Raw genomic sequence first — 16,292 nt, 5'->3', positions numbered from 1 at the left:
GTGCGGGCCGGGCCGCCCGCCGGGCCGGGCCGGGCCGTCGGCCGCGTCGGCGCCGGCGGTGTGTGCGGGGCCGGGGGCTTCGTCCTGGCCCTCGGCCGGTTCATTGGTCGGTTCATTACGCTCCGTCACCGCGGAGAGCGTCGTTCCGGGCGCGCGGCCCGTGCCGCCGGGGTATCCGCTCACTGCTCGCTCCCGCATGGCGCTTGTCTCGTGATGGAGGGGGGAATCCGCGCTGGAAAGTGTGGCGATCATAGAGGCTGCCGCAAGGGCCTATCCAGCGACGCAGCCGTGATCATCGGTACCCATGGCGGAACTTTGGCCATTTCCGTCCGGCTGTGTTCGTGCGTATCCGGTCAACGATCGATAGTGACTTTCCGTTACGGGCCAGGGAGTTGAGCCGGTCACTCGTCTGGGGCCCCGGAACAGGACGGATAACGGCGAATCGCCACAAAGTGGTGAAGGTGCCCCGAATCCGTACTGGGAGGTCGATGTGCCGCGCGCCCAGCAACCTCCGGAGGTCGACCGCCACGTGCTGCGCCGGGTGGCCGCGGTGGCCACCTCCCTCAGCGCGGTCATAGCCACCTCCGTCATCACGGGCCCCGCCACCGCGTCCGAGGGCGCCCTGCCCTGCGCGCTGGCCCGTACCGACGCCCACCACTCCGAGGGCCTGGATACCTGGAACCGGGCCTACCCGCGGCCCGCGCGCACCCTCGACGCCGTCATGGTCTTCCTGTCCTTCCCGGACTCCGAGCCGGTCGCCGACCCCCGCGAGCTGGCCGCCGACTACTTCCCGTCCACCTCCCGCTTCTTCGAGCGCGCCTCGTACGGCCGCTTCGCGCTGCGCCCCGACATCCAGCGCCGCTGGGTACGGATGCCGCGGGTCTCCAGTTCGTACGGCATACGACGGGACTGGGACGCCGACCGCCGCGGCGCCTACCTGCGCGACGCCGTCGCCGCCGCCGACGGCGTGGTGGACTTCAGCCGTTACGACGTGGTCTACCTCGTCGCCGACCCGGACGCGCCGGGCGTCGACTCCGACGCCACCAAGGTCGTCAACCTCGACCGGCCGCTGCGCGCCGACGACGCGGACCTGAGCCGGTTCGTCACCGTCTTCGAGCAGAGCCCGCCGGACCGCAACGTGCTCGCCCACGAGACCGGCCACGTCTTCGACCTGCCGGACCTCTACCACCGGCCGCGGGACGGCAAGGGCGACTGGGACACGTACGTCGGCGACTGGGACCTCATGGGCAGCCAGTTCGGGCTGGCCCCCGACCCCTTCGGCTGGCACAAGTGGAAGCTCGGCTGGCTGCGCGGCCGCCAGGTGACGTGCGTCTCCCCGGCCAGGGAGCGGCGTGACGCCGTCCACACGCTGCGGCCGCTGTCGGCGCCCATGGAGCCGGGCGACGAGCGGCGGTCGCGGCTGCTGGTCGTACGCACCGGGCCGCGCAGCGCGCTGGCCGTCGAGGCGCGCGGCGCGATGGGCAACGACCGCGACATGTGCACCGAGGGCGTGCTGGTCTACCGCGTGCGCAGCGAGACCGCGTCCGGGAGCGGTCCGGTGGAGGTCCTGGACGGTCACCCCGGTACCGAGGCGTGTTGGGGGACTTCCGTCTACCCGCAGCTCGCTGATGCGCCGCTCGGCGAGGGGGAGAGCCTGGATGTCGCGGAGGACGGGGTGCGGGTGCAGGTGTACGGACGGTCGTCCTCGGGGGACTGGACGGTCAAGGTCGGACGGCGCTGAGTCCCCGCCCCGTAAGCGCACGCCCGCGAGCGCACGAAGAAGGCCCCCACCGAGGTGGGGGCCTTCTTCTGTCGGTGCGCCGCCAGGGACTCGAACCCCGGACCCGCTGATTAAGAGTCAGCTGCTCTAACCAACTGAGCTAGCGGCGCCTGCTGACGTGGAAAACATTAGCATCCTGATCGGGTGGCGCAAAAATCGATTCCGCGGAGCCGGTCCCTTCAGCGGTGTGAGCGGGGCGCGGCGGGCCCCGAGAGGGGTCGGCTCAGGGGTGCCGGGGCGGTGGTGGCGCTGGTCACAGGGCCGGCGGGGGAGTAGTCCGGCGCGTCGGCCACCGGCTCCGCCCCGCCGGTGCGGCCGCGGCGGGCAGCCCGTATGCAGGCCCAGAGCAGCGTGCCGGGGCCGGGCAGCCACGGATGGCGTACGTCGGGGGCGACCAGCCAGCGGGAGGTTGCGTCCGGGGGGTCGGGCTCGGGGAGACCGGCCTCCGGGAAGTCGGAATCTGGGGGGCGGGCCTCCGGGGCGGCGGCCTCCGGGGCGGTGGTGTGGGTGCCGGGTGACCGGTGGGGCCGGTGTCCGCCGGTAGGGGTGGCAGGGGGGCCGTACGGGGGATCGGGCCGCGGCGGGCGGTGCGGGAAGAGGGGCGGGACGGTCACCGCGTCGCCGGTGCCGTGGCACAGCAGCGGCGGTACGGAACCGGACCACTCCTCCCAGCCGAGCAGGGCGGGCAGCCGCCGGGCCGTGCCGGGCTCGGCGAACAGCAGGATGCGTCCGCGGTGGGTGGCGACCGGCCCGGACCCGGGCCCCACGGTCCATAACCGGTCCACCAGGTCGCGCCCGAAAAGCGCGGGCGCGTTGATCACGTCGAAGACGGTGCCGCACGGAAGCGTGCTCGGCGCGTCCGGACAGGCCGCCCACCGGGCGTGCACGCTCTCCGGGCACGGATCGGCGGAGGCGAGCCAGTCGGCGCCGGCGAGGGTGACGTACGACGCGGTGTGGAACGTGGCGGGGGAGGGTCGGCGGGGGTGCTCGGAGGGCCAGTCGCTCATACGGCCCAGGTTTACCGGTGGGTGGTGTTCCGTTTCTGCGGAATGGCCGAAATCGGGACAGGACGGGGCGGTGTGGGGTATGTTTCCGCGGCCGCATATGCCAATGGCCCATGATCGCGGGGGGTGATCATGGGCCGGGCTGGTCCGGGGGCGGAGGTGTCGGCTCCCGAGGCGCGGTGCCGGTGCCGTACGGGCGCTGGCCTCCGGAGCGCGGTCGCCGTACGGGCGTCCGCCCCCGGCCCGCACCGGGGCGGATGCCGCCTGTCGGCTGCCGACTGTCGACCGTCGGCCCCGGTCGGATACCGGCTCTCAGTCCGTGGGATCGAGGCGGTTGCCGCCGCTGCTGCGCAGCAGGCCACGGCCGAACTCGACCATCTTCGCGGCGTAGTCCTCGGTCCAGCCGGCGCGCTCCGCGATCACGGCGAGCGGCAGCCGGTCGAAGCGCTTGGGGTCGGCGAGCTGGGCCGCCGCCATCGCCTGGAACTCCGTGGCCCGGTCCGCCGCCGCGCGGAAGGCGAGCGTCAGCTCCGTGGCGCGGGTGAGCAGTTCCTTGGGGTCCTCAAGAGATTCCAGGCCGAAGAAGTGCTCGGGGTCGGACGTGGCCTCCGGAGGCTCGAAGAGCAGCGGAGCCGGTTTCAGGCGCCGGGGCGCCGGGGCCGTCCCGCGCGGGTCGGGAGCCGGTTGCGGCTCGGACATGTACGTACCTCCTGGATCGTGTGCCGCGTTCCATTGTCCCGCGCCGCGCAAGTGCGCCTGAGGATGCGCCCGTCCGGCCGGGCGGGGCGCACCACTCGACGCGCGCCTGACGATGCGCCTCGCACCGCCACCGTACGACCGTACGCCGCGCGCGAGGGCGAAAGTGCGCCGTGCTGAAGGGCGGGCGCCCCCGCGGGCGCCCCTGCGGGCGGGCCGGACCGGACGGATGCCGGACAGCCGGTCACGGCCGCCATGCCACCCGGTGCTCGTTCAGATGTGCCAGTACCGCGTGGTTCGCCTCCCAGCCGTCCGGGAACTTCACCGTGACGCCCAGTTGGACCGGTTCCGCGGACGGGTGCTCGTCCAGCAGGTCGGCGACGCCCGCGCGGCAGACGACGATGCAGGCGTGCCGGTGCCGGGAGGCGAGGACGCACAGGCGGCCGGTTTCCAGGTGGAAGGCGGTCGCGTCGGGGCGGCCGGAGAGCGGGTGCAGGAAGACCGTGACGTCGAACTCCCGTCCCTGGAGGCGGTTGGCGGTGTCCACCGCCACCCCGCTGACGCCGAGCCCGGCCAGCGCGCTCCGTACCGCCGCCGCCTGGTCACGGTGTGCCGTGCCGACCGCGATCCGGTCGGCGGTCAGCGGCGCGGGGTCGGGGGAGCGCTCGCTGGTCGCCGCGCCGCCCCGCTCCAGCAGCCGCCGTACCACCTGCGCGATGGCGTGCACCGCCTCCGGGTCCGTGCGCGGGGTGTGCCGGGCGGGGAGTTCGAGCAGGCCCCAGCCGGACTCGGCGGCCTCGTCCAGGACGCGGTCCACGCCCGAGCCGTCCGAGGGCACACCGAAGGCGAGCCGGCGGTCGCCGTGGTCCGTACCGCTGCGGAACGGCGTGTACGGGTAGAACGCGTCGGAGACCAGCCGCGCGGCGGAGGCGGGCAGCCGCCACGACACCGGCAGCCGGTGCTGCGGCAGGCCGGGGTTGTGCGCCAGCAGGGTCGTCACGGCGCTGGCCGACGGGTCGTAGGCCAGCCCGGCCCACTGGTCGGCGCCCACCACGCTGAACGGGTCCAGCTGCCCCGGATCGCCCACGAACAGCGCCCGCTCGAACAGCCCGCCCACGGCGAGCAGCGCGTCCGAGCGCATCTGGTACGCCTCGTCCACGATGGCGTGCTGCCACGGCTCGTCGACCTTCGTGTACGCCCACTTGGCGGCCGTCGAGACGACGATGTCCAGCCCGGCCAGGTCGCTGATCTTGGCGGAAGTGCGGACGGCGGGCAGCTCCGCGAGCGCCGGGTCGAACGCGCCCGGCTCACTGCTGTGCAGCCGCCCCACCGGTAGCTCCCGGTCCTTCTCGGCGATGCGCAGGACGAGGTCGTCCACCTGCGCGTTGGTCTGCGCGACGATCATCAACGGGCGCCCGGCCGCGGCCAGTTCGCGGGCCGCCCGCACCACCAGCGTGGACTTGCCCGCGCCGGGCGGCGAGTCCACGACGACACCGCGGTGGGTGCCGTGCAGCGTACTGTGCACGATCGCGTCGGTGGCCTCGGCCGCCGCCGCGCCGGGGTCGAAGGGCACCGCACCCGGGGCGGAAGGTGCCGCACCCGGGGCGGAAGGCGCCGCGCCCGGTCCGGAGTGCGGCGCGCCGTCCGGCCGCCGGGCGGCGGGCACCCCGGAGGGCGCGGAAGCGGAAGGGGCCTCGGTCACAGGAAGTCCTCCGCGGTGACGGGATCGGGCAGGTCGACGGGCAGAGCACCGCCGTCGTCGGCGGGCGGGCCGCCGTGCGTCCACGGCGTGTCCTCGGGGTCGGGCAGCTCCGGACCGCCCCGCGGCTGGTGTTCGAACAGGGTCCAGCACACCTGGTCGCCGGGCTCGGGCACCGACCCGGGCTCCGGGGCCTTGCCCCGCCCCATCCCGCCGGTCAGCCGCACGACCAGCCCGGACGGTCCGTCCGCCGTGTACGCGACGAACTCCGCCGGCTGGCTCCTGCCGTCCGGCAGCGGCCGGTACAGCTTGCCGCCCTCGGCCAGCTGCGGCCGGTCCTCCGTCCACAGCGTCACCAACGGGCGCGGCATCGGCCGCTTGCCCTGCGAATACGCCATCTCCACCCCGGTCACCTCGCCCACCAGGGCCTCCCCGGCGAGCCGCCGCGCCGCCATGACCAGCGGGTCGTCCAGCGCCTCCTGGGCGTCCAGCTGCGCCTGGGCGGTCTCCCGGGAGGACAGCTTCCGCGCGGCCGTGATCGCGTCGTCCCGCTTGGGCTGCGGCGGCTCACCGGCCCGCACCCGGTCGCGGTGGGAGGTGTACGACCAGCGGTCGCGTCTCCACCGGTCGGCCACCCGGGTGCCCTCCGGCAGGGCCCGCAGCAGGTCGATGCCGTGCCACACGGCGTCCCAGGTGGGGCGCAGCCGGCTCTCGACCAGCTCGCGGATCTCGTCCTCGGCGCCGGGCAGCCCGGCGTCGTAACGGGCCATCGCCGGGGCGAGGTGCTTGTTGTCGAAGGCCGGGTCCGTGGCCGGGCCGGCCGGCGGGCACAGCAACTGGCCGTCCGCGTCCCGCGCGGTCTCGGCGCGCTCCGCGGCCGCCGCGCCGTGCTCGCCCTCGGGCGGGTCGATCCAGGCGAGCAGCGCGCCCAGGTGCTGGTCCTCCAGGTTGCTCTGGCCGGTCGCCCAGTGGCGGGCGAGCAGCCCGGTCATCGGCAGCAGCAGGCTCGCGCCCGGCACCCGGGCCCGCTCGCCGAAGTGCGTGAACCAGCGGCCGAGCAGCGGCACATGGGGTGGCGCCGGATGCGGGGTGTCCGGCTCCTGCTCGGCGGTCCGCCGGAACCGCATGGACCGGCCCAGCAGCCGTACGTACTCCACGCCCGCCGCGCTCGGCACGATCACCTGCGGCGCGTCCGCGCACAGCTCGACCTCGACCGCGACCTTCTTGCCGGTCTCCGGGTCGGTCTCCTTGCGCTGCTCCGTCTCGACGGTGTCCGCGTACCCGTCGACGTACGGCAGGACGGTCTCGGCCAGCTCGGCGAGGAAGGCGAACCGCAGGTCACGGTCGCGCGGCTGGGGCACGGCGAGCAGCAGCGGCTTCTCACGGTCGGTACCGACCAGTGCGCCCAGCGGCGCGCCCGCCTCACCCGCGGTCGTCAACGGGACGAAGACCAGCGGCCGTTCGGACAGGTGACGATGCCGGACCGTGGCCAGCGGCTGGGCGCGCCCCGCCACCACGGCCTCCATCCTGGCGAGTACTTCGATCAACGACATGGGGCCTCCTCCACGGCGTCTTCGACGGCCGGGGCGCCATCGGGGCCGTGCGGCTCCGCCTGTGCACGGCGGGCGGCGGCCAGGGCTTCGGTACGGAGGGCAGCCGCGCGGCGCAGGGCTTCGGCGGCGGGGGCGTCGGGCGAGGACTCGGTATCCGGGTGGCCGTCCGCGCTCCCCTGGTCGTCCGCGCCCGTCCCCGTACAGCCGTCCGCGCGCTCCGTACCCGCCGCCTCCAGCACTTCCCCGACCGTACGCAGCCCGCCCAGCTCGCCGCGCACCCCGCGGCCCAGCGACTCCACCGCGCCCGCGGCGCGGGACCGCCCACGACAGTGGAAGGCCAGCTCGCAGGCGGCCAGGCACTCCGGCGCGTACGCCGCGTCGACCGCGTCCACCGCCTCGGCCAGCTCCTCGGCGGAGCGCGTCACCGTCCTGCCGTCGTCCGCGAGCCGGAGGTCGAAGGTCGTGCCGGGCGGGAGCTGCCCGGCGATCTCCTCGACCTGCGTGAGGCGCCGCAACTGGCGTCTGGTCGTCGCCAGTTGTTTGCGGATGTCGACGGCTTCGGCGGTGGGGAGGTTCGCGAAGTCCTTCGGGCAGACCAGCAGCACCTGGTCGCGCACCGGCACCGTACGGCCGGTCGCGGCGGCCACCTGGGCGGCCACCCGCTCCAGCGCCAGGACGTACACCGCGGACTGCCGGGCCGCGGCGCCCACCTTGGCGGGGTCGGCGGCACCGTCGATCATCGGGAAGGACTTGATCTCCACGACCGTCCAGCCGCCGTCCGGATGCACCACGACCGCGTCCGGCTCCAGATAGGCGGGCGAACCGGCCACCTCCAGGGTGAGCATCGGGTGGTCCAGGAGCGTCCAGCCGCCGGCGGCGGTGGCCTCGCGCAACGCCAGGGCCGTACGGGCGGCACGTCCCTCGGGACCGGCGGCGGACAGGTCGGGGACAGCGACCCCGCCGGGCTCGGGCGCCGCCGCGCCGGAATCCATGCGCTCGTGCAGCAGGCGCATCAGGTCCACGCCGTCGTCCGCCTTCACACGGGCCTCGAACGAATTGCCCCGGGCCAGGGCGAACTGCGACTGCCCGAAGGGCGCGGGCGACCCGAGAGCCCCCGCGAGCGCCGCCTTGTCGACCCCGGCGCCGTCCAGCAGGGACCGGCGGCGGCAGCCCGGGTTGGCGGCCAGCGCGGCGAGCGCGCGGGCGTCCAGCGGCCGCGGCCGCACGCCGGGGCCGCGCAGCTCACTGAGCCGCTGTCGCAGCCCCGTCGTCGGCTGCGGCAGCGGAGGCGGCTGCCGCGGCGGTCGGTCGGCCGCGGCGGGTCGGCTGTCGCGGAATGAGTTCACCCGCGGAAGTCTCGCATCCGGCACTGACATGCGCGGGTGTGCCCGCCGTCACGGGCGCCACGGAACCGCTCAAGCGGCCCGAAGAGGAACCCGCGCCCGAGCCAGCCGTCACGGGCGCCACGGAACCGCTCAGGCGGCCCGAAGAGGAACCCGTGCCTGGGTCCGCCGCACCCGTCACCACCCCACGCACCCGATCCGCGAGCCGCAGCGCCGGGCGCGTCAGCAGCAGGCCCAGCCCCATCACGGCCGTACCGGCGAGCGCGTCCAGCAGGTAGTGGTTGGCCGTGCCCATCACCACCAGCGCGATGACCAGCGGATACGCCACCGCGAGGGCTCGCGTCGGCCGCGACCGGCCGTGCTTCCACAGGACCGCCCCGCACCACAGCGCCCACCCCACGTGGAGGCTGGGCATCGCCGCGAACTGGTTCGTCATGCCGCCGAGCCCGCGCGGCGCGCTCGCGTCGCCGCCCCACCAGCCGTACGAGGAGAACTGCGCCATGGTGTCCGCGAAGCCGCTGCCCGTGTCCAGCAGGCGCGGCGGCGCGGTCGGCAGGAGCGTGAAGCCGATCAGTCCGATGAGCGTGGCCAGCATGAGCCACGTACGCAGCGTCCGGTAGTGCGCGGGACGCCGGTGCCAGAGCCAGATCAGGACGGCGGGCGTGACCAGGTAGTGCAGCGAGGCGTACGCGAAGTCGGCGGGTATGCCGAGGGCGGGCGTGGAGGTGAAGAAGCGGTTCAGCGCGCGCTCCGGATCGATCCGCAGCAGTTCCTCCCACCGCAGGATCGTCTGCCCGTGCCCGGCGGCGGAGTGGGCGTCGCCCCGGGCCACGAGCCGGCCCGCGGAGTAGGCCGCGTACACGAGGGCGAGCAGTGGCAGTTCCGTCCACCACCGCGGCCGGCTGCCGGCTGCCGCGGGGCGGCGTGCTGCGGCGTCCATCCTGGTCGTTCTCCAACATGCGTGGCCCGTGGCGGATCGGTCGCGGGCCTGGTGCGAGGGGTGCGCGGTGCGGGGCGGCACCCGTCGGCGCGAAGGCGCCGACCTTCCACTGTACGCTGTATGGCTCGCTGCCGCGGAGCGGGAGGGGCCGCGTCCGGCACCGCGGGCCGGTGCGCGATGATGGAACGGACGGACAGCGTCAGAAAGCGACAAGAGTCGATCAACTAGCGCGGCGGGACACGCCAAGAGTCGAGCGACAGTCGAGCGAAACCGAGCTCCGATGTGGGCTCCGAGGACGGAAGAGCCGAGCGATCGGCCAGAGGTATTCCCCATGGCACCGCGCATTCTGCTGGCCCGGCACGGGCAGACGGAGTGGTCCCTGTCCGGCAAGCACACCGGCCGTACGGACATTCCGCTCCTGGAGGAGGGCCGTCGCGGCGCCAAGCTCCTGGGTGAGCGGCTGCACCGCGCCCCCTGGAACGGCCTTCCGGACGTCGAGGTCCGCACCAGCCCCCTGGTGCGCGCCAAGGAGACCTGCGCGCTGGCCGGCTTCGGCGACCGGGCACAGGACTGGGACGCGCTGATGGAGGTCGACTACGGCGCGTACGAGGGCCTGACGCCCGCCGAGATCAAGACGGGCCGCCCGGACTGGCTCATCTGGCGCGACGGCGTGCCCGAGGGCGAGACGCTGGCCGAGGTCGCGGCGCGGGCCGACGAGGTCGTGGCGTGGGCGCGCTCGGCAGACCGCGACGTGCTGGTCTTCGCGCACGGCCACATCCTGCGCTCCCTGGGCGCCCGCTGGCTCGGCCTGGACGTCTCCTTCGCCGCCCGCATCCGCCTGGAGCCGACGTCCCTGTCGGTGCTGGGCTGGGCGTACGGAGAGCCGGCCATCGAGCGCTGGAACGACACCGGCCACCTGGGCTGAGCCGCCGGGCTGTGATTGACGCCGGGGCGTGGCTGCCATGCCGTACGTCCCGCCTTCACGCCGTATACGCCCCGGCCTCCCCGTCCCCCCGCTGCTCCGGCAGCGCGCCGCCCGTCCGCCGCGCCCCCTGCCGGACCGGCTTCCGGGAGGCCGGTGGCCGGGCGGCGGCGTGCCGGTCCAGGAAGGCGGCCACCGCGTCGGCCGCGCTTCCCGTACCACCGCGGTACGTCCGCAGCGCGCGCGCCGTCGCGTCCAGCATCGTCCGGATACGGGCCGACCGGACGTCCTGCAAGAGCACCAGCACCCGCGTTCCGGCCGCCGCGGCCTCCTCGGGGGCCCGGCTGAGCGCGAGATCGCCCGCCAGCTCTGCGGTGAACAAGGCGATGTTGCGCGTGAAGTGCGCGTCCTGGAGCGCCACCGCCCGGCGCGCGAGCGTCGCCGCGCGCCCCTGCTCGTCCAGCGCCGACCAGCACTGCGCCTCAAGGCCGGCCAGCTCCGCCTCGCCGTAGAACGACATCCACTCGGGATCGCCGTCGGACGGCCCCTCGTCGAACAGCTGCTGCGCCCGCACCAGCGCCCGTTCACAGCTCCGGCGGTCGCCCAGCCCCGCCCACCCGCCCGCCTCGCGGAGCGCCAGGAGCGACAGCAGACGCGGCGATCCCAGACTCCGGGCGGCCAGTTGCCCGGCCTGCGCCGCGCGCACGGCCTCCCGGGGGCGGTGCGCGTCGCGCGCCAGGAAGGACGTATTGCAGAACGCGTGCGCCTCCAGGGCGGCGTCACCGGCGACCCGGGCCGTCGCCAGCGCTTCGGCGTAGTGCGACCGGGCGTCGCCGAACCGGCCCGAGTCGTGCGCCAGCCAGCCGACGGAGATGGCCAGCTCGCCCGCGCCCGCGTGCAGGCGGTCGCTCACGGATCGGCGGTGCACCTCGGCGTCCAGCAGTTCGTACGCGGTGCGCAGCGGCTGCGCGGCGCGCCGGTACAGGCCCTCCCCGCCGTGCCGGTCGTCCAGCAGCCGGATGCGGCGCACCGCCTCCTCGACCGCCGCGGCCTCGGCCGAACCGGCCCGCCCGGGGCCGTCCACCGGGCGGCCGGCCGGTACGCGGGGGCCGGCGGCGGCCTCCGGGGCGAACGGGGGCAGCGCGGCGAGCCCCAGGGCGGCGGCCGGGCCGCCGGTGATGAACGTGCGACGCTGCACGTCGCTCTCCTTGCCGGTCTCGATGCGGGTAGCGGGGTCTTCGGGCCCGGGCCCGGCTCCTGAAGGGCCGCCGGACGCCGGTGCGCCGCCGTCCACGGCCGTACGGGCCCGCCGTCCGCGCACCGTCTCGCGCGGCGCGAACCCCATGTCCGCGAGCGTGAGCCCGGGGAACATGTGGCGGAACACCCGTTCGTAGGCGTAGTTCGGGCAACGGATCTCCCCGGCCTCGACGCGGCCCACGTACCGGGCGTCGCACGCGACCTGCTCCCCGATCTCGCGGGCGGCGCGGCGCACCGACGCCGCGAACTCCCCCGGCGAGAGCCGCCCGCGCAACTGCCGGAAGGCGTGGTTCGGCTGTGCCGGGACGTGCCGGGACGACGCTGGTCCCGCGGCTGGCTGGGGCGCCATGGCAGACCCTCCGTGCCATCTCCGTGGCGGTGCCGCGGCCTGGCGGTGCGGCGGAACGAACCGTACTAGCTGTGACCTCGCCGACACGCAGAGTTTGGCTACAAACCGGATATCTCACGCACGATCCGCCATGAAGTGCCATTCATTGCAGTGTCCTGCCGCCGTAGCCGTCGACGTGTCCGGACGTTGAACAGCACGTAAAGGGAGCGGCGCGTGCAGAGGAGGGGTTCGCGTGCGGGAGACCGGCGTGGCCAAGGTCAGGACTGCCGTCGGCGGCGAGCCGGGTGCCGCCGGGGCGGCGCACGGCGGCAGCGCGCGCACCGGCCGCGCGGCGCACCCGAACGGCCGGGCGCCGGGCCACGGTTCACCCGCCGTGGACCGGCGCTGGCCCTCCACGGAGCGCAGCGTCCTGCCCGAGGCGCCGCGGACCTGCGACCTGGTGACCGTGCCGGCCCGCCAGGGCCTGGAGGCGGTCGACATCCTGCGGCTGCGCGCCGGTGTGGGCCCGGTCCTGCACGACGGCGCGTGCGACACCCTCGGCTTCCTGGTCCCGCCGGGCACGGCCGACGGCTGGGACCTGCCGGGCAGCGCGTGTACGCAGACGTACGGGCGCGAAGTGCCCGCGCACGGCGCGCAGACCGCCGACGGCGCCCCCGTCGAGCCGCCCGTCGCGGGCACCGACTGGCTGGTGTCCCCGGACGGCGCGTGCGGCACGGCCACCGACCCCGTGGTCCTGCGCGAGGCCCTCGGCGAGGCGGCCCGCACGATCGAGGCCGTCGACCGCTGCCGCTGAGCCTGCCGCCGGTGCGTCCACAGCTTCCACCGAGCCCATGCTGACCTGCGCATACGCGGCATACTGGAGGCATGGCGAAGAGCAGGCGCGGCCGGTCCCGTACGGGACCCGAGCCCGTGGTGGAAACCGTGGACGGCGGCGTCGCCGAGCTGCGCCCCGACCGTGACCGGCCGCGCGGCTGGACGCTGCTGCTCGACGGCGCCCCGCAGTCGCACGTGGACCTGGACGACCCGACGTACCTGGACTTCGCGTACCAGCGCCGGCTCGGCCACATCGTCGACCTCGCCGCGCCGCCCGGCCGGCCCCTCCAGGTCGTGCATCTGGGCGGCGGCGCGCTGACCATGGCGCGCTACGTCGCGGCCACCCGCCCCCGCTCGACCCAGCAGGCCGTCGAGATCGACGCGCCACTGGTCCAACTCGTCCGCCGTGAACTGCCGCTGGACCCCGGCTGGCGGATCAGGGTGCGCGGCGCGGACGCCCGCGCGGGGCTCGCGAAGATCCCGGACGGCTGGGCGGACCTGGTGATCGCGGACGTGTTCCGCGGCGCCCGCACCCCGGCGCACCTGACCAGCACCGAGTTCGCGGCGGACGTCGCGCGGGCGCTCCGGCCCGGCGGCTGGTACGCGGCCAACCTCGCCGACGGCCCGCCGCTGGCCTTCGTACGGGCGCAGATCGCCACCGTCCGTACGGTCTTCCCCGAACTGTGCCTGACCGCCGACCCGGCCGTCCTGAGGGGCAAGCGCTTCGGCAACGCCGTCCTGCTCGCCGCCACCGGAGAACTCCCCGTCGCCGAGCTGACCCGGCGGGCAGCGACCGACCCGCAGCAGGGCCGCGTCGAACACGGGCGCGCGCTGCTGGACTTCACCGGGGGAGCGCAGCCGGTGACGGACGCGACCGCGGTGGACTCGCCGTCCCCGCCGCCCGCCGTCTTCAAGTGAGGCTGATTCACGGGTGCGTCTGCGCTAAGGGGGGATGACGGGGGATGACGGGCAACCCGGCAAGCCTCAAGCGTGGGTGTCCGTCTGAACCTGCGGCGGGTGGCCGTTCCAGGTGCAGAAGACCGACGTTTGCCCCGTACCTCCCGTGAAGTCGACCCGGATCCACTCGTTCTGCTGCCACACCTGCATCTGCCAGCCCGCGTCCGGGGTGGCCGACACCAGTTCGGCCGACCGGGTGCCCATGTCGAGGACCACCCGGCCGCCCGCGGTGTCGAAGCTCTTGACGGTGCCGCTCGTGGTGGTCGGGGTGTCACCGCCGGGCGGGTGCGGACCGCTTCCGGAACCGCTGCCGCCGGACTCCTTGGAGGGGGCGGCCGGTTTCGCGGTCGATCCGGGGCGGGCGGACGGGGAACCGGAGGGCTTGGGGCGGTGCGTGGAGGAGGCCCGGGGCGAGAGCCCGCCGTCGGTCCCGGGGTGCGCGGACGGCGTGTGGTCGGAGAGCGGGAGCGCGCGCGGCGGGTCGTACGCCGTACCGGCCAGCACGGTGTGCACGCCGAACCACGACAGCGTGACGGCGGCGCCCGTCGCCATCGTCCAGGCCGCCGTGTGAACCAGTCCTCTGTGCATCCGGCTCATACTGCACCACGAGCCGGGGCCCGGCAGAGGGCGGTGGCCCGGTACGAGCGGGACATAGACGGTGTGGCAGGACGATCCGGGACGGGCCGGGGACGGCGGTCGAGACCCGTCGAAAGGGGGCCGGAGCAGCCGCCTTCCGCGTCAACCTCGCGTAAGGAAAAGCACGCTCATGGCGTACGGTGCCGCCCATGGCAAGTGTGCTCGTGGTCGAGGACGACCAGTTCGTGCGCTCGGCCCTCATCCGGCATCTGACCGAGGCGTCCCACACGGTACGCAGCGTCGGTACGGCTCTTGAGGCGCTGCGCGAGGTGGCCCATGTCGGCTTCGACGTCGTCATCCTGGATCTCGGCCTGCCCGACCTGGACGGGGCCGAGGCCTTGAAGATGCTGCGCGGAATCACCGACGTACCCGTGATCATCGCGACCGCGCGGGACGACGAGGCCGAGATCGTCCGGCTCTTGAACGACGGCGCCGACGACTACCTCACCAAACCGTTCTCGGTGGAACACCTCTCCGCCCGGATGGCCGCGGTGCTGCGCCGCTCCCGGGGCGCTGCCGCGGGCGGCGAACCGCCCTCCCGGGTGCTCCAGGTGGGCGGGCTCAGCATCGACCCGCTGCGCCGGCAGGCCGAACTCGACGGAACGGCACTCGACCTGACCCGCCGCGAGTTCGACCTGCTCGCCTTCCTCGCGGGCCGCCCGGGCGTCGTCGTGCCCCGCAAGGAGCTGCTCGCCGAGGTCTGGCAGCAGTCGTACGGCGACGACCAGACCATCGACGTCCACCTCTCCTGGCTGCGCCGCAAACTGGGCGAAACGGCCGCACGGCCCCGGTACTTGCACACCCTGCGCGGAGTGGGCGTGAAGCTGGAGCCCCCGCTGTGAGGCGCGCCCGGAGCGGGCGCGGCCGGGCGGCGCACGCGCCGGAGCCGCCCGCGCGCGACGGGGAATTCCCGGCGTATCCGCGTCCGTATCCGCATCCGCGGGAGCTTCTGCCGTGAGATGGGCCCTGGTCAAGGTATGCCTGGCCGTCACCGCGATGGTCGTGGTGGCGTTCGCCGTACCGCTCGGGCTCGTCGTCAAGGAGATGGCCAAGGACCGCGCGTTCTCCAACGCCGAACGGCAGGCGGCCACCATCGGCCCCGTCCTGGCCATCACCACCGACCACACCCAGCTGGAACGTGCCGTCGCCAGCGCGGAGAGCGGGCCCGGCGGGTACATCGGCGTGCACGTACCGGCCGACGAGAAGGGCGGCCGGCCCGCCGAAATCGGCTCCCGGCGGGCCCGTCCCGCGGACGTCGAGGCCGCCGTCGGCCTCGGCCGCGCCTCCATCGCGCCCGCGCCCGGCGGCTCCGTGCTGCTCCAGCCCACCGCCGTGGCCTCCGGTATCGCGGTGGTCGAGGTGTACGTGCCGGACGCCGCGCTCACCAACGGCGTCGGCACCTCCTGGGCGCTGCTCGCGGGCGTGGGCCTGGCCCTGATCGTCGGCTCGGTCGCCGTCGCCGACCGCCTGGGCACCCGTATGGTGCGGCCCGCCGAACGTCTCGCCGGCGCCGCCCACGACCTCGGAAAGGGCAAGCTGGGCGTCCGCGTACGGGAGGACGGCCCCAAGGAACTGCGCTCGGCCGCCGCCGCGTTCAACGCGATGGCGGACCAGGTCGTCCAGCTCCTGGCCAACGAGCGCGAGCTGGCCGCCGACCTCTCCCACCGCCTGCGGACCCCGCTGACCGTGCTGCGCCTGAACGCCGCCTCGCTCGGTGAGGGCCCGGTGGCCGAGCAGACCCGCGAGGCGGTCGCCCAGCTGGAGCGCGAGGTCGACCAGATCATCCGCACCGCGCGCCAGCAGAAGGCGCACGCCCAGCAGGCCGCCGCCGCGGCCGGCTGCGACGCGGCCGAGGTGATCCGGGAGCGGATGGACTTCTGGTCGGCGCTCGCGGAGGACGAGGGGCGCACGGTGCGGGTCGCGGGCGCGGACCGTCCCGTACGCGTCCCCGTCGCGCGCCCCGAGCTGGCCGCCGCGCTGGACGCGATGCTCGGCAACGTCTTCCGCCACACCCCCGAGGGCACCGCCTTCGCGGTGGACGTGCACAACGCCGAGGACGCGGTGATCGTGCTGGTCTCGGACGCCGGACCGGGCATCGCCGACCCGGACGCGGCCCTGCGGCGCGGCCACGGGGACGGCGGGGACGGATCCACCGGGCTGGGCCTGGACATCGTGCGGCGGCTGGCGGAGTCGACCGGCGGGGACGTACGCCTGGGCCGGTCCGTACTGGGCGGCACGGAGGTACGGGTGTGGCTGGCGCTGGACGGCGCCCGGAGGGCGCGCGCGGGGCGCCGACGGCACACGGGGCACCGGCTGCGCCGTCGGCTGGGGCGGCGCCTGGGC

General features: G+C 74.9%; 14 protein-coding genes and 1 tRNA gene. 6 read left to right on the top strand and 9 right to left on the bottom strand.

Annotated elements, in window-relative coordinates; genetic code table 11:
- The first annotated feature begins 490 nt into the window (after positions 1–490).
- Complete coding sequence (locus IH45_RS0139920) at positions 491–1,741, top strand: M6 family metalloprotease domain-containing protein (RefSeq protein ID WP_030680996.1); 1,251 nt, start codon at positions 491–493, stop codon at positions 1,739–1,741.
- Positions 1,742–1,816: 75 nt separating this feature from the next.
- On the opposite strand, the gene IH45_RS0139915 is transcribed toward IH45_RS0139920, so the two are convergent.
- From IH45_RS0139915 to IH45_RS0139885, 7 genes are all read right to left on the bottom strand, one after another.
- Positions 1,817–1,890 (bottom strand) — tRNA-Lys (locus tag IH45_RS0139915).
- A gap of 69 nt (positions 1,891–1,959) precedes the next feature.
- On the bottom strand, positions 1,960–2,787 hold the full coding sequence (locus IH45_RS1000000145695) for a hypothetical protein (protein ID WP_234440861.1): 828 nt from the start codon (positions 2,785–2,787) through the stop codon (positions 1,960–1,962).
- A 309-nt stretch (positions 2,788–3,096) separates the two neighbouring features.
- Positions 3,097–3,483 carry a hypothetical protein gene (locus IH45_RS0139905; RefSeq protein WP_030680989.1) on the bottom strand — a complete coding sequence of 129 codons (387 nt, stop codon included), beginning with the start codon at positions 3,481–3,483 and terminating at the stop codon, positions 3,097–3,099.
- A gap of 241 nt (positions 3,484–3,724) precedes the next feature.
- Positions 3,725–5,053 carry an AAA domain-containing protein gene (locus tag IH45_RS0139900; RefSeq protein WP_030680986.1) on the bottom strand — a complete coding sequence of 443 codons (1,329 nt, stop codon included), beginning with the start codon at positions 5,051–5,053 and terminating at the stop codon, positions 3,725–3,727.
- A gap of 125 nt (positions 5,054–5,178) precedes the next feature.
- Positions 5,179–6,732: a hypothetical protein gene (locus IH45_RS0139895; RefSeq protein ID WP_030680983.1), complete on the bottom strand. Its 1,554-nt coding sequence runs from the start codon at positions 6,730–6,732 to the stop codon at positions 5,179–5,181.
- Positions 6,723–8,078 carry a hypothetical protein gene (locus IH45_RS01000000144635; RefSeq protein WP_078898016.1) on the bottom strand — a complete coding sequence of 452 codons (1,356 nt, stop codon included), beginning with the start codon at positions 8,076–8,078 and terminating at the stop codon, positions 6,723–6,725. Before IH45_RS01000000144635 ends, IH45_RS0139895 begins: the two co-directional genes overlap by 10 nt.
- Positions 7,975–9,015, bottom strand: coding sequence for a phosphatase PAP2 family protein (locus IH45_RS0139885; RefSeq protein ID WP_030680977.1), 1,041 nt, complete (start codon positions 9,013–9,015; stop codon positions 7,975–7,977). The genes IH45_RS01000000144635 and IH45_RS0139885 overlap by 104 nt, the downstream gene beginning before the upstream one ends.
- A gap of 331 nt (positions 9,016–9,346) precedes the next feature.
- Between IH45_RS0139885 and IH45_RS0139880 the strand changes: the two genes are divergently transcribed.
- Positions 9,347–9,940 (top strand): histidine phosphatase family protein, encoded by a 594-nt coding sequence (locus tag IH45_RS0139880; protein WP_030680974.1) that lies wholly within the window; start codon positions 9,347–9,349, stop codon positions 9,938–9,940.
- A 55-nt stretch (positions 9,941–9,995) separates the two neighbouring features.
- Here IH45_RS0139880 and IH45_RS0139875 read toward each other — a convergent pair whose 3' ends face one another.
- Positions 9,996–11,543, bottom strand: coding sequence for a tetratricopeptide repeat protein (locus tag IH45_RS0139875; RefSeq protein ID WP_234440860.1), 1,548 nt, complete (start codon positions 11,541–11,543; stop codon positions 9,996–9,998).
- 232 nt (positions 11,544–11,775) lie between these two features.
- Between IH45_RS0139875 and IH45_RS0139870 the strand changes: the two genes are divergently transcribed.
- Positions 11,776–12,336, top strand: coding sequence for a hypothetical protein (locus tag IH45_RS0139870; protein WP_394298744.1), 561 nt, complete (start codon positions 11,776–11,778; stop codon positions 12,334–12,336).
- Between the two features lie 71 nt (positions 12,337–12,407).
- Positions 12,408–13,274, top strand: a complete 867-nt coding sequence (locus tag IH45_RS0139865) for a spermidine synthase (protein WP_030680969.1) — start codon at positions 12,408–12,410, stop codon at positions 13,272–13,274.
- A 66-nt stretch (positions 13,275–13,340) separates the two neighbouring features.
- Here IH45_RS0139865 and IH45_RS0139860 read toward each other — a convergent pair whose 3' ends face one another.
- Positions 13,341–13,901, bottom strand: a complete 561-nt coding sequence (locus IH45_RS0139860; protein WP_030680966.1) for a hypothetical protein — start codon at positions 13,899–13,901, stop codon at positions 13,341–13,343.
- A 197-nt stretch (positions 13,902–14,098) separates the two neighbouring features.
- On the opposite strand from IH45_RS0139860, the gene IH45_RS0139855 reads away from it, so the two are divergent.
- Positions 14,099–14,791, top strand: a complete 693-nt coding sequence (locus tag IH45_RS0139855) for a response regulator transcription factor (RefSeq protein ID WP_030680963.1) — start codon at positions 14,099–14,101, stop codon at positions 14,789–14,791.
- A gap of 112 nt (positions 14,792–14,903) precedes the next feature.
- Positions 14,904–16,292, top strand: a 1,389-nt coding sequence (locus IH45_RS0139850) for a sensor histidine kinase (protein WP_030680961.1), incomplete at its 3' end; no start/stop codon positions are given.

The organism is Streptomyces rimosus subsp. rimosus (genome assembly GCF_000720725.1).
Lineage (GTDB): Bacteria > Actinomycetota > Actinomycetes > Streptomycetales > Streptomycetaceae > Streptomyces > Streptomyces rimosus_A.
This window is presented reverse-complemented; position numbering and strand designations above follow the sequence as displayed.

Excerpts from the sequence above, each read along its gene's own strand:
- IH45_RS0139905 (WP_030680989.1), bottom strand. The coding sequence starts at position 3,483 with ATGTCCGAGCCGCAACCGGCTCCCGACCCGCGCGGGACGGCCCCGGCG.
- IH45_RS0139885 (WP_030680977.1), bottom strand. The coding sequence starts at position 9,015 with ATGGACGCCGCAGCACGCCGCCCCGCGGCAGCCGGCAGCCGGCCGCGG.
- IH45_RS0139855 (WP_030680963.1), top strand. The coding sequence starts at position 14,099 with ATGGCAAGTGTGCTCGTGGTCGAGGACGACCAGTTCGTGCGCTCGGCC.
- IH45_RS0139865 (WP_030680969.1), top strand. The coding sequence starts at position 12,408 with ATGGCGAAGAGCAGGCGCGGCCGGTCCCGTACGGGACCCGAGCCCGTG.
- IH45_RS1000000145695 (WP_234440861.1), bottom strand. The coding sequence starts at position 2,787 with ATGAGCGACTGGCCCTCCGAGCACCCCCGCCGACCCTCCCCCGCCACG.
- IH45_RS0139875 (WP_234440860.1), bottom strand. The coding sequence starts at position 11,543 with ATGGCGCCCCAGCCAGCCGCGGGACCAGCGTCGTCCCGGCACGTCCCG.
- IH45_RS0139860 (WP_030680966.1), bottom strand. The coding sequence starts at position 13,901 with ATGCACAGAGGACTGGTTCACACGGCGGCCTGGACGATGGCGACGGGC.
- IH45_RS0139880 (WP_030680974.1), top strand. The coding sequence starts at position 9,347 with ATGGCACCGCGCATTCTGCTGGCCCGGCACGGGCAGACGGAGTGGTCC.
- IH45_RS0139895 (WP_030680983.1), bottom strand. The coding sequence starts at position 6,732 with ATGTCGTTGATCGAAGTACTCGCCAGGATGGAGGCCGTGGTGGCGGGG.